An 11,386-nucleotide genomic window follows, 5' to 3' on the forward strand; every position below is an offset into this window, starting at 1 on the left:
TGTACCTCCTTTTACATTATAATATTGTAATGATGGTATCGATGGGGTAAAAGGAGGGATACATATGGATCGCATGTTCAGAGTTTGTGGTTTCTGGACGGGCATTTTTACCGTAATGTTTTATCTAGGTGATATGGATAAAACTGCAATGTTATTTTTAGCTCAAACAGGATTCTTTGTACTGCTAAGCTACCTAAAGCTGTCTGAGCGTATGTATTTGCATATTTTCGCAGCATATTTAACGATTTTTTTCGCTGGCTTCACGTATTGGACTACATTCATGATGCCGCTTGGCGGAGGACATTGAGAAAAAGCCGGAGTAAAGCTCCGGCTTTTTTTATTCTGTAAAAAGATCACTTTCACTTAATTGCAATCCTTTTTGTTGCACAATTATATGAAAATAAGAACTCATCCCAGAGGGCATAACTAAACTTCGTATCGCTCGATTCCGCTTGCTTACCTCTGAAAATGGATTCGGATCATAATGATTTTCTAATTCCTTCAGAATCCCGGCCTTCAATAAAAATTCATCCTGCCTTAGCTTGGTTAATAAATGTAATCCCTCTTGCGCACCTTTTTGAATGAGGGAGTCAAAATGAATATGCGTTGTAATATCCATTTCCCCAGGATGCTGCAAGACATCATGAATCATCGTATGTTGATAATATCCTCTCAGGCTCCCTTCCGCCCTCCGTGGATCCATCCATTCGTCATTCGTATAACCGTAATCAGCCGTCACAACTATACCTTTGGTTAACACGGTTGCTATTTCTTGAATCACCTTCTCCATTGGCAACGGAATTTCAATCCGCTGTTTTTCTTTTAAATTAATTTTACCCACTTCTAAAAATGACAGAATTTCGGGATTCGTTAACGGAAGTTTCATCTCGTACAATCCATTATTTTCAGCTCCAACCATTACTTCAAAAAGTTTTCCATCTATTTTTTCAATCACATGAACGGGAAGGGCATCAAAAAGTTCATTTGAGAAAATCATCCCTTCAAAATGATCTATTTCACTTAGACTCCCAACTTGAACAACAGAATGTTCAGGCAGCAGCATTTCCTGTTGTAATTTTAGATGATATGGGCTGCTTTCCACAATAATATATTGTAAGGAAGTTTTAATTGAATCATTCCACTCCTGCAAAAATGCCTTTGCGAAGCGTCCGTTTCCTGCTCCAATTTCACAAAATACCGCAGGCAGACTTGTTGTTTGACAGATATGGGAAAACCATTTTGCTACTAGCCTTCCATATACATCCGAAATATTGCTAGTCGTAATGAAGTCCCCTTGGCGGCCAATTTTCTGCTTTTCCTTCATATAATAGCCAAATTTCGGATGATAAAGAACAGCCTCCATATAGTCTGCATAAGTGATAAACCCATTTTTAGAATTTGAAATTAACTTTTGTAAATATGTAATCATCTTGACTCCTTTTCAGTTAACACTATTGACATAGTGTTAACTTTGTTATATTGTTAGGATAGTAGCTTAACAATATCCCCTCCCATTATAAGAAAAAAGAACATCCCCTAGAAAGACCCTTCTCATCGGTGAGAAGGGTCTTTCTATTTATGGTTTAAAAAATATTAAAAACCATTCAAAAATGGATTGCTATCCATTTCCTCCCCAATTGTCGTCACGGCGCCATGGCCGGACAGGACATAGGTTTCTTCAGGCAACGTTAACAGCTTGTCATGAATGCTTTTTAATAACTGGGCGTTATTACCTCCGGGAAGATCTGTTCTCCCAATACTGCCCTGAAATAAGGCGTCACCGGAGATGACAAACCCATCCTTCTCAAAATAAAAAGAAACACTGCCAGGCGAATGTCCGGGTGTATGCGAAACATCAAACTCAAAATCCCCTATTTTCATTGTGCCTTCGTTTTTGATGATGTGATCAGCAGGATTTACACGAATAGGTTCAACATGCATAAACATTTGTGAACCGTTTAATGCGGGATCACCCAGCCACTTTTCTTCTTGCTTATGAACGTATACAGGAATTTTATATGCCTCTCTTACCACATTGACCGCACCTATATGATCAAAATGAGCATGCGTTAAAATTATCGCAACGGGCTTTAATTTTCTCTCCTGCAATAAATGAATCAATTTATTTCCTTCTCCGCCTGGATCAAAAATTAAACATGTCCGGTCAGAATGTTCAACTAGATAACAATTTGTTTGCAATGCCCCCAAGGGAATTTGCTGCCATTTCATAAAAAAGGTCCTCCAATGCAATGTCATAGGTTTATTTTACCTCATAACCTGTGGACAAGGAAATCACTGATCTGATATTGCACTATTTTTGCTCTCGACAAATCCAATAAAAGAATATAAAATAGGATTGGAATGTATATAATATAGTTACATAATATTTTTGAACATGTAAGGCTTCTTGCCTGCTTATGCTAAAAAGGGGGATTAATCATGGGTTTAGTTATTATTTTTGCCATCGTAACCGTTCTTGCTGCCTTCGGTGGGTATAGCGCACTAAAGAACAAAAACTTCTTAGGTGCATTTTGGGGAGTTGCTTCCTTCTTTGTTTTTGGCTGGTTTACCGTCATGACAATTATTAATTCTGGATTTCCTACTGGATCGCATTAAAAAGGACTGTCAATGACAGTCTTTTTTATTTCTGTATGAGCTCATATATTTTTTTGGCTTGTAGATCGATAATTTTTTCAAATTGGTAGCCGTACAGTAGGGCTCCACCAGATGGCGAAAAATGGATCGGTTCATTATCCAAGCCTTCCATAATCAGATTACTGCTTTTCCCTTTCAAATCATAGCTTTCCAGTTGGAACCCATCTGAGTAAGTATCCATTTCACCACTTTTTAGCGGCCTAAACGTGATAAATTGTCCCTTCTTTTCATTAAAATCAAAATATGGAACTAACCAATCGGAATACTTTGTAAGCTGTGGGATTGAAAAGGTAAAAAGCTTTTTCAACTCTTTGTCAAAAAATGAATAGTCTGCCATCGTTTGATCGTGTTCATTTACGGAGACAGCCATGAGCAGATCACGATATGTTGAAAAATGGATTGCTGATTGGATCACCGTTTTTTCGTTCCCATTTTTTGATCCTTTCATGATAAGAGGAGCAGATAAGGATGGATTTTCTTGGTCCCAATCTAAAAAGACTTCCTCTTCCCCATTCATCCATTTAACAAAGGGCTGCCGTAAGAAGACCTCAGTGTTTGTTGCCTTGTTCATATCCAATAAAAATAGCTGGAAACTCCAATCCTCAGCAAATTTCGATACCAAAATCTCTGACTCATTATACGGATTCCATTCAAATACTAATTCATAAGATGGAAAAGACTTCTCCATTTGTTCTGTCCCTTTTAAATCGATGATGGTGACATGTCCTTCATATGATGATGGCGAAGAATGAACCAAAAGATACTTTTTCGAGGGACTGATCTGTACAGTAACAATTGGATTCTTGCTCTCGTAAATCAAGCTACTTTTACCTGTAAAAAGATTATATTGAAAGACTCTTGAAGTTTGTTCAAGATTGGTTATATAAACTATTTCCGTCTCAGAAAGCCATCCAGCAGCTTTGTAAAATTCCCCCGCACCGTTCGGAATGGCAATAGGTATCTTCCATTCATCTTCTGCAGCTGAGACGGGCGCTTTAGATTTTTCACTTTTAGCATGATGTGTAGGCTCTACATTATTCATGCATCCACCTAATAGGAGGGTCAATAATAATAGGCTGGATAGTAATAAAATACCCCTTACTCGTTTAAGCTGGTACAATTTAAATAGATCCCTCCCCCAAATTTCCTCTCTATTGTTAGTACGTTTTTTTTACAGAAATGTTTCAATATTTCAAACACATTAAAACAAATAGGAAAAAAGCCTTAGTGAACGGCTTCTACTTTTTTTGTACACATTGCTAACTTATTGTATGGAGAATATCGAGGGATTACAAGTCAAAATTAAGGGCAGCTAAGAAAATTCCTTCGGCACTTTTAAGGATCTTCAAAAATTGAGATAGTGGAAGTGGATTGATCCCCTTACCCAATTCAAGTGTAAAACCCGGACGCTTAAACTCTTGAATAAACCAATCTTTGAATCCGGCATGGCTGTTAACATACCTAATGGCTTGGTACCCACTTACTCTCTCAAATTCCTTTGCGAGTTTCTCAGACTCAGAGGGTTCATAACCTTCATACCCCCAATAAAATTCTTCTCCTTGGGTATGAAAGGCTAAAACACAATCATATGAATTCTTTTTTACCAAATCCGCCATGGCAACTGCCTCAGGTTCTGTTAATGGTGCATGGCCCGGAAAGTCCCTCGGTGCTGGAGATTTTGGTTGTTTGTTTTGCCTGCAAATGTCCCAGTTGGCCGGAAACTGGTTATTTAAGTCGATTCCATTAATATTGGCCTTCCAATGAATGAAATCATCGCTCCCCTCATTCATCCTCATGACCTCTTCCCTAAGGTGATCTGGTGGCCCATTCAGGACCAGATCTACTCCATCAGGATTAACCATCGGAACAACGGATAGCTCAACCTCTTGGTAAAGATTGAGAACCTTGCTACCTCTCATTAACGTTCCATTCGTTAAAGCCAGCAAGTAATGATTTACCAAACTGATCAATACCATGGTAGTAATCCATTCATTTGCATGAAAAGATCCATTCATATGTATCTTTTTTGATCCTTTTCCAATCTTAATCTCATGAATCGGATTACCCAGAACACTATTCCCAATGGTATTTACTGCAATAAAAGGATATTTCCTTTTGAATTCATTGATTATTTTAACAAGCTTTTTATAGTCATAAGCATATGTTCCAATATTAAGCGATTGATCCATATTAATTCTCCCCCCATCTTAAAGAATCATATGAGTGATCCCGAAAAAAATGATAAAAAAAGCCCGAATTTCAGGATCGGGCTTTTTAAAAGGAAACCTATTTATTTAATTTATTTTTGATAAGCCAGGCTGCACCAAGTACACCCGCATCATTCCCTAACGTAGCAAGTGCTAACTGCGTGGAATCCATAACTGCTGAAAAAGTAAATTTAGCAAAGTTTTCATTTACACCGTCCAGTAAAATAGCCCCTGCTTTAGAAACACCACCGCCCAAAACGATTTTTTCCGGATTTAGCGTATTAGCAATACCGCCTAAAACAAAACCTAAATGGAAGGAAACCTCATCCAATACTTTTCTGGCTAATGGGTCGCCCTTTCTAGCAGTGTCAAAAACGTCCTTTGCGGTGATTTTCCCATGTACTTCAAGCAGTGTGCTTAATTCACCCGATGTTTCATGGTTACTTAATTCTTCCATTGCTAATCGAACAATTCCTGTAGCAGAGGCAACCGTTTCGAGGCAGCCTTTCCTGCCGCAATTACATGGAGCCCCACCGGAGGGAACCGCTGTTATATGTCCTATTTCTCCTGCTGCGCCGTTTATTCCTTGAACAATAGTACCATTCGCAATTACTCCACCGCCAACACCAGTCCCTAATGTGACACAGACAAGATCCTTTGCACCATTCCCAGCACCCTTCCACATCTCACCCAATGCTGCACAGTTTGCATCATTCTCAATCGCTGCCGGGAGGGAGGTGGCTGCTTCGAGACTCTCCTGTAACGGAAAGTTATCCTTCCAACCTAAATTCACCGCATTCAAAATAACTCCTCTTTCATAATCCATCGGCCCAGGTGCACCCATACCAATTCCAGCCAGCTTGTCATTTGTCTCTGCAAGCTCAGCTAGTTTTTCAGAAAGTGCATTCGCAATATTTCGAGTAATATTTTGACCCTCATTAGAATTATCTGTAGGAATTTCCCATTTGTGTGTAATTTCCCCATCTAACGTAATAAAAGCTATTTTAGTAGTTGTGCCGCCAAGATCAACACCAGCTATCCATTGTTCCGCCATAGTTTCCACCTATCTTTGTTTACTTTTTTCTTTTTGTATTTGGATTTCGTGCCGTAAAATTAAAAGTGCTGTTTGAAATTCTCTTGTTTCGATTAACTGCGCCTGGTACAATTCCTTTAATTCTGACTCCATCAATTCCAGGTCCCCGACACGATCACCCACATAAATAATCGTCCCAAATTGCTTTAAAAATTGTTGAATTTCATAAATTGTTTTCATTCTTGCTAACTACCCTCCTTCTCCATTAGATTGAAGATGTTGATTAATTTCACGTACTAAATCAGAATATTGTTTTTGTTTTGGTTCGAGTTCTGCAGCCTTACCAGCATTCACCTTTGCTTGTATTATATCGTTTTGCTCCAGATTAATCAGCGCAAGATTATAGTAGGCTTCATCGAAATTAGGGTCAAGTTTAATAGCCTTTTGTAAATGTCCCTTTGCATCAGAAAGCATTTCCTTCTTTATTTCAACAAAGGATAGGAGAAAATAGGTTTTCTCGGACAAGTGATCTGCTTTCTCTTCAGATTCTTTCAATACATGGTATGCTTGATCATACTTGTTCTGTTTTATATATTCTTGTGCCATCAGTAGGTGAGCATTTTCATCATTCGATTTGGCCGATGGGCTATAACCATAGCTGATTGCTCCCCAGACAATGGCTATCGAAGCTAAAGAAAAGAGTAATTGCCAGCCCAGCTTTTTCTTTTTTGGAAAATGGACAACACCTGCTGCCAAGAATCCACCTGCCAAGCCGCCAAGATGTCCTGCAACATCGATCCCTGATGCAGAAAAACTGAAAACAAGGTTTATACCAAGGACAATAATCAAATTCATTCCCATTGTACGGGAAAATAGCTTTGGATAAATCACACCAAAATACAATAACGCACCAAAACAACCGTAAATAGCGCCACTTGCTCCTGCTGATAAGGTAGAACTAAAGATAAAACTAGCCATTACACCCGCGAAACCAGCGAATAAATAAATCAACAGAAAACGTATACTGCCAAAGATTTTTTCGACAGTTAGACCTAGAAAATACAGGGCAAGGGTATTCATTGCCAAATGCACAAAGCCAATATGCAAGAAAATAGGTGTGATAAATCGCCACCATTCTCCTCCTAAAATTAATTGATTGACCTTTGCCCCGTATTTAATCAGTGTAGAAGTATTCGTACTCCCGCCATGTAATTCAAGCCAGAAAAAAACAATGGCTTGAATGGCGATAAACACATATGTAAAGAAGGGTTTCCCATTTGAAAGAATGGCCCTTTCCGTTTTAACTTCCTTTTTCACAAAATCCAAGGACGCTTCCTTTATTGATTCAACATCCTGATCCGTATATTCATCCACAAAGGCAAAGTAAATCTCTTTTCCCACCCTTTCAGAAATACGCCTAAATCCCGCATCAAATTCTCCCTTTGCAAGTAAAATCGAACTGACGATTGTTTTATTTCCTTCCGGAAAAATAAACGGATTGGCGAGTCGATATTCATATTCGTCAACAGGTGGAAATGGACTTATATAGATATTCATCACATGTAATTCAGATCGGCCAAGTTGTTTACGGACTCTTTCCCCATTGGCAGCAGTAAATTCGATATCTCTCTGCATGGCATTACTCCAATCTAAATCATGGAGCAGCATACGAATAATGGGTGCCTGCTTATTTTCAACTTTTTCAAGCCATAGTTCTTTTTGATTGTCAAACAATTGTATCATTCGATAACCATGCTCAGAGATGAAAGAATAAGCCAGCCTCCAAAAGATGTAACTCTCTTTATTACTCATTTCTCCCCTACTTCCTAATCACGTAGTACCTCTAGATTTAGACATAACAAACAATATTTTTTTTTGACGCGTTCCTTTTATTATAAACGAAGGATGCTGTTTTAGATGACTAAAACGATCTTAATTATGGATATTTATTAAACAAAAAGACCATCTGTGGTTTTCACCATTCAGATGGTCTTCCAAATACAGATTGCATCATTTTATTTTTCACACCAGGTAAACTCATCATCGAACCAACTGCAAGCCGGCGCATCCAGCTTGAGCCTAGCAGGACGTTAATAATTCGATACCGGAAACGGTATGCAAAATAACCGATTGAACCAATCATAAAAATCGAAGTTAGCATTCGAGACATCATTAATCCCTCCTGCTATTAGTTTGTGATAGTGGCAGTTATTTTATCCAAACTATAAAAAAGATTCCAATGTGAAGAAACAGGACCACTATATTAGATATAGGTAAACACGGGTTCCATTGTTTTCTTTAAAACTTGAACGGAGTTCGTAAATTTTTCCTTCTCTTCTTCATTTAAATTAAGCTCTACGATTTGTCTAATTCCTTTTCGATTGACTACAGCTGGTACACCGATGTAAATGTTCTTATGCCCGTATTCCCCATCCAAATAAGCAGAAACAGTTAAAACAGAATTTTCATTTTCAAGAATTGCCTTTGTCAACCTAACAAGGCCCATTGCGATTCCATAATAAGTGGCCCCTTTTCGCTCAATGATATGATAGGCAGCATCACGGACATTTAAAAAGAGTTGATTTAAATCCTCATGATTGAATCCATTCTTATTTTTTGACCATTCGGAAATGGATGTACCGGCGATATCAGCATGGCTCCAAACAGGCAGTTCTGTATCACCATGTTCCCCAATGATATAGGCGTGGACATTACGGGTATCCACATCAAAATAATCCCCCAATAAAAAGCGGAACCGAGCTGTATCTAAAATCGTTCCAGAGCCAATTACGCGCTCCTTCGGAAGACCAGAAAATTTCCATACTGCATAGGTCAAAATGTCAACCGGGTTTGTGGCAACTAAGAAAATACCATCAAAACCACTAGCCATGATATTTTCAACAATGCCTTTAAAAATCCTCGTATTTTTTTCAACTAAATCAAGGCGTGTCTCCCCAGGTTTTTGGTTTGCGCCTGCGGTGATGACAACAAGGTCCGCCTCACCGCATTCCTTATAATCGCCGTACCAAATTTTTGTCCGTGACGGTGCGAATGGAAGTCCGTGATTCAAATCCATTGCATCACCTTCCGCCTTTTCTTTATTTAAGTCTATTAAAACAAGCTCCTCTGTAATGCCTTGATTTAAAAGGGCAAACGCATAACTGGAACCAACAAAGCCTGTTCCAATAAGCGCAACTCTATTCACACGTTTTAACATGACTATTCCTCCAATTGCTGTTTATTTTGAAACTAGAACTAGTCCAATGGCTGCAATCGCAGCAAGGAAGCCTGACAGAAAATTCACCATATCATTATCCACTAAGGTATACCCTTTTATTCTGGTTGTCGGCAGCTGACAATGCTGTCTTTTTTCTGTCTCAATACCGCAATGCTGACAAACATACATTTGTTGGTAATAGGCACCCATTATTGTATCAATGACATTACCAAAATAACCAAATAGAAAAACGAAGAGTGTCAACCTACCATCCAGATCGAACAGAAAAAAACTGGTAATGGAAATTAGAAACGCCCCTGCAAGTGCAGCAGCACTTCCGAAGGAGCTAATGGCACCAGATGTCCCTTTTTCGACTCTCTTAAATGTACGTATGTAAATCGGATTCTTCCGGCTCAAGCTGCCAATTTCTGATGCCCACGTATCTGAATTAGCACTTGCAAGACTAACGACAAAGCCAATTAACCAGATTAGATCAGGTTCAAAATAATGGATGATGCTAAAAAGCCCGGCTGCTCCCCCGTTTGCAATCACTTGTCGCCAATCCCTTGTTGCACCTTTAGCCAATTTTTCTTCGATGGGTTGTTTCACAGAACTTTTATATTTTGACCAAAAATTCGAGGTGGCAAAGAAGGTACCAAGTAAAACGAGTCCCTTTATACCAAAACCAGCATACACCGCTGCTCCTACTATGATAGCAGTCAAAGCTCCCGACTTGGTCAAAGATTTATGGCGATAACCACCAAAGCCCGTTACGCAGATGCCAATAATGATGATAACTTCTATCATAGTAGTTTGATGGTTCTACTATTGGTTATGATTTTCGAAACCGGAATATCATGGTTTTCCACTGGGAAATTGGGGATGATTTGATGTTCAAAGGCTAGGGATAGAGTTTTACCAGTAAAATTAGGTAAGTATCGGTCATAATAACCACCGCCAAAGCCCAAGCGATACCCTTCCATTGTATAGGCAAGCCCTGGAACTATTAAAAGATCCATTTGTTTGGCAGGAACTTCTGTGGTCTTTGCTTCAATAGGTTCGAGTAAACCATAATAAACAGTTTCAAGCTGTGAAAATTCTGTTAGGGTTCTGAACGATAATCTTTTATCTTTTGGATGACATTTTGGCACTGCGATTTGTTTTCCTAGCTCCCAAGCTTTACGAATAATTTGGTATGTATCGACTTCAGGCTGTTTCGAAACTGTAATCCCGATGACGTTTGCTTTCTCAAAGTCTTCATCTTTAAATAGTCTGTCTGCAACTTTATAGGAATAATCTTCATATAGGGGTTTAGATATCTTGGTGAGAGACTCCTTTATCTGATTACGAACAAAATTTTTATCATTCATAAATAGAACCTCCGTAGTTTTTGACAACAAAAAAAGCAGCAGGAAGCCCCACTGCTTATTTTGTTTCACGATGTGTTGTTGATTTTTTATCTCTTGGGCAATATTTCTTAAGCTCAAGACGATCTGGATTGTTACGTTTATTTTTTGTTGAAATATAGTTACGATCCCCACAATCAGTGCAAGCTAACGTAATATTTACACGCATGTCAATTTCCCTCCAAACGATTAAGCTAGTTCGTGCATACGACTTTTCTATAATATCATTTATTACAAGGAAATGCTAGTGTTTTTCAAAAGTGCTTGTTCCATTGAAATCAATTCTTTTTTATTTGAACCAGAAATCGTATAAGTAATCGTTTTATTAGTTTGGTGAGGTGCGATGGATGTCTTAATGGCGAAAATACTAGCCGAAGGTCCTTTTACCATTGGCTGGTATTTTAAGTTCCCCCTTTGTAGAGAACTCCAGATATGATCAGTATAAGCATTCCATAGTGGCATGGTTGTGTATTCTTTTATACCCGAAAGATTAAATTGGGCATTTACGAGAAAAACCTTTTTATCTGCATGATGAAAAATGTGACGATCTGTTGGTGAAACAAAGGTAAAATGGTCCTGTCCGACATTTAAAAAATGATTCATCGCTAAAATCTTTATCTCTTTTGGCTGATTACTGTGATTACTAACATAAATGCTGAATAAACGAATTTTTGAGTGAATATGTTCCTGCTTCACTTTCATGATTAATTCTTCGTCGTAAATAACCTTTTCCATGCAGTTTTGCAGCCAAATATACTTGCCATTTACCCATATTCCTGGAACAAATTGAAGCGTATCGATTGGCATGTGCGGTTTAGAGTTCGGTTTACTTTTTTGTTGTTCCGTTAGATTTATCATCTTTTACACC

15 protein-coding genes are annotated in these 11,386 nt (G+C 38.4%); 2 read left to right on the plus strand and 13 right to left on the minus strand.

The genetic code is table 11. The features are described 5' to 3' along the window. Positions 1-64 precede the first annotated feature (64 nt). The gene (locus RCG19_RS02340; RefSeq protein WP_066385429.1) at positions 65-307 is read left to right on the plus strand and encodes a DUF2626 domain-containing protein; all 243 of its coding nucleotides are present in this window, start codon (positions 65-67) and stop codon (positions 305-307) included. A gap of 30 nt (positions 308-337) precedes the next feature. Here the strand turns inward: RCG19_RS02340 and RCG19_RS02345 are convergent, their stop codons facing one another. Together RCG19_RS02345 and RCG19_RS02350 are read right to left on the minus strand one after the other, a co-directional pair. Beyond that, positions 338-1,429 carry a class I SAM-dependent methyltransferase gene (locus RCG19_RS02345; RefSeq protein ID WP_308109536.1) on the minus strand — a complete coding sequence of 364 codons (1,092 nt, stop codon included), beginning with the start codon at positions 1,427-1,429 and terminating at the stop codon, positions 338-340. Positions 1,430-1,593: 164 nt separating this feature from the next. Then, the gene (locus RCG19_RS02350; RefSeq protein WP_308109537.1) at positions 1,594-2,229 is read right to left on the minus strand and encodes an MBL fold metallo-hydrolase; all 636 of its coding nucleotides are present in this window, start codon (positions 2,227-2,229) and stop codon (positions 1,594-1,596) included. Between the two features lie 210 nt (positions 2,230-2,439). Here RCG19_RS02350 and RCG19_RS02355 point away from each other — a divergent pair, with 210 nt between their 5' ends. Then, positions 2,440-2,616: a DUF2759 domain-containing protein gene (locus RCG19_RS02355; protein WP_166238499.1), complete on the plus strand. Its 177-nt coding sequence runs from the start codon at positions 2,440-2,442 to the stop codon at positions 2,614-2,616. 25 nt (positions 2,617-2,641) lie between these two features. Here RCG19_RS02355 and RCG19_RS02360 read toward each other — a convergent pair whose 3' ends face one another. From RCG19_RS02360 to RCG19_RS02410, 11 genes are all read right to left on the minus strand, one after another. Then, positions 2,642-3,697, minus strand: coding sequence for a YqgU-like beta propeller domain-containing protein (locus RCG19_RS02360; RefSeq protein WP_308109538.1), 1,056 nt, complete (start codon positions 3,695-3,697; stop codon positions 2,642-2,644). Positions 3,698-3,944: 247 nt separating this feature from the next. Next, positions 3,945-4,844 carry a M14 family metallopeptidase gene (locus RCG19_RS02365; protein WP_374049573.1) on the minus strand — a complete coding sequence of 300 codons (900 nt, stop codon included), beginning with the start codon at positions 4,842-4,844 and terminating at the stop codon, positions 3,945-3,947. A 97-nt stretch (positions 4,845-4,941) separates the two neighbouring features. Beyond that, positions 4,942-5,916 carry an ROK family glucokinase gene (locus RCG19_RS02370; protein WP_308109539.1) on the minus strand — a complete coding sequence of 325 codons (975 nt, stop codon included), beginning with the start codon at positions 5,914-5,916 and terminating at the stop codon, positions 4,942-4,944. A 9-nt stretch (positions 5,917-5,925) separates the two neighbouring features. Then, the gene (locus RCG19_RS02375) at positions 5,926-6,135 is read right to left on the minus strand and encodes a YqgQ family protein (protein ID WP_166238507.1); all 210 of its coding nucleotides are present in this window, start codon (positions 6,133-6,135) and stop codon (positions 5,926-5,928) included. Positions 6,136-6,144: 9 nt separating this feature from the next. Next, on the minus strand, positions 6,145-7,707 hold the full coding sequence (locus RCG19_RS02380) for a rhomboid family intramembrane serine protease (protein WP_308109540.1): 1,563 nt from the start codon (positions 7,705-7,707) through the stop codon (positions 6,145-6,147). 163 nt (positions 7,708-7,870) lie between these two features. Beyond that, complete coding sequence (locus tag RCG19_RS02385) at positions 7,871-8,068, minus strand: hypothetical protein (protein ID WP_308109541.1); 198 nt, start codon at positions 8,066-8,068, stop codon at positions 7,871-7,873. A 90-nt stretch (positions 8,069-8,158) separates the two neighbouring features. Then, a complete protein-coding gene (locus RCG19_RS02390; protein ID WP_308109542.1) occupies positions 8,159-9,112 on the minus strand; it encodes an L-lactate dehydrogenase in 954 nt (317 codons plus the stop codon). Positions 9,113-9,133: 21 nt separating this feature from the next. Continuing rightward, positions 9,134-9,919 (minus strand): DUF92 domain-containing protein, encoded by a 786-nt coding sequence (locus tag RCG19_RS02395; RefSeq protein WP_308109543.1) that lies wholly within the window; start codon positions 9,917-9,919, stop codon positions 9,134-9,136. Further along, positions 9,916-10,482: a 5-formyltetrahydrofolate cyclo-ligase gene (locus RCG19_RS02400; RefSeq protein ID WP_308109544.1), complete on the minus strand. Its 567-nt coding sequence runs from the start codon at positions 10,480-10,482 to the stop codon at positions 9,916-9,918. The genes RCG19_RS02395 and RCG19_RS02400 overlap by 4 nt, the downstream gene beginning before the upstream one ends. Before the next feature lie 55 nt (positions 10,483-10,537). After that, entirely contained in the window at positions 10,538-10,687 is a 150-nt protein-coding gene (gene rpmG, locus RCG19_RS02405) for a 50S ribosomal protein L33 (protein WP_166238518.1), read from the minus strand. A gap of 62 nt (positions 10,688-10,749) precedes the next feature. Further along, a complete protein-coding gene (locus RCG19_RS02410; protein ID WP_308109545.1) occupies positions 10,750-11,376 on the minus strand; it encodes a hypothetical protein in 627 nt (208 codons plus the stop codon). Positions 11,377-11,386 lie beyond the last annotated feature (10 nt).

Origin of the sequence: Neobacillus sp. OS1-2 (genome assembly GCF_030915505.1) — a bacterium.
GTDB lineage: Bacteria > Bacillota > Bacilli > Bacillales > Cytobacillaceae > Neobacillus.

Excerpts from the sequence above, each read along its gene's own strand:
- RCG19_RS02355 (WP_166238499.1), top strand. The coding sequence starts at position 2,440 with ATGGGTTTAGTTATTATTTTTGCCATCGTAACCGTTCTTGCTGCCTTC.
- rpmG (WP_166238518.1), bottom strand. The coding sequence starts at position 10,687 with ATGCGTGTAAATATTACGTTAGCTTGCACTGATTGTGGGGATCGTAAC.
- RCG19_RS02370 (WP_308109539.1), bottom strand. The coding sequence starts at position 5,916 with ATGGCGGAACAATGGATAGCTGGTGTTGATCTTGGCGGCACAACTACT.
- RCG19_RS02390 (WP_308109542.1), bottom strand. The coding sequence starts at position 9,112 with ATGTTAAAACGTGTGAATAGAGTTGCGCTTATTGGAACAGGCTTTGTT.
- RCG19_RS02350 (WP_308109537.1), bottom strand. The coding sequence starts at position 2,229 with ATGAAATGGCAGCAAATTCCCTTGGGGGCATTGCAAACAAATTGTTAT.
- RCG19_RS02400 (WP_308109544.1), bottom strand. The coding sequence starts at position 10,482 with ATGAATGATAAAAATTTTGTTCGTAATCAGATAAAGGAGTCTCTCACC.
- RCG19_RS02345 (WP_308109536.1), bottom strand. The coding sequence starts at position 1,429 with ATGATTACATATTTACAAAAGTTAATTTCAAATTCTAAAAATGGGTTT.
- RCG19_RS02410 (WP_308109545.1), bottom strand. The coding sequence starts at position 11,376 with ATGATAAATCTAACGGAACAACAAAAAAGTAAACCGAACTCTAAACCG.
- RCG19_RS02365 (WP_374049573.1), bottom strand. The coding sequence starts at position 4,844 with ATGGATCAATCGCTTAATATTGGAACATATGCTTATGACTATAAAAAG.
- RCG19_RS02385 (WP_308109541.1), bottom strand. The coding sequence starts at position 8,068 with ATGATGTCTCGAATGCTAACTTCGATTTTTATGATTGGTTCAATCGGT.
- RCG19_RS02340 (WP_066385429.1), top strand. The coding sequence starts at position 65 with ATGGATCGCATGTTCAGAGTTTGTGGTTTCTGGACGGGCATTTTTACC.
- RCG19_RS02360 (WP_308109538.1), bottom strand. The coding sequence starts at position 3,697 with ATGAATAATGTAGAGCCTACACATCATGCTAAAAGTGAAAAATCTAAA.
- RCG19_RS02395 (WP_308109543.1), bottom strand. The coding sequence starts at position 9,919 with ATGATAGAAGTTATCATCATTATTGGCATCTGCGTAACGGGCTTTGGT.
- RCG19_RS02375 (WP_166238507.1), bottom strand. The coding sequence starts at position 6,135 with ATGAAAACAATTTATGAAATTCAACAATTTTTAAAGCAATTTGGGACG.
- RCG19_RS02380 (WP_308109540.1), bottom strand. The coding sequence starts at position 7,707 with ATGAGTAATAAAGAGAGTTACATCTTTTGGAGGCTGGCTTATTCTTTC.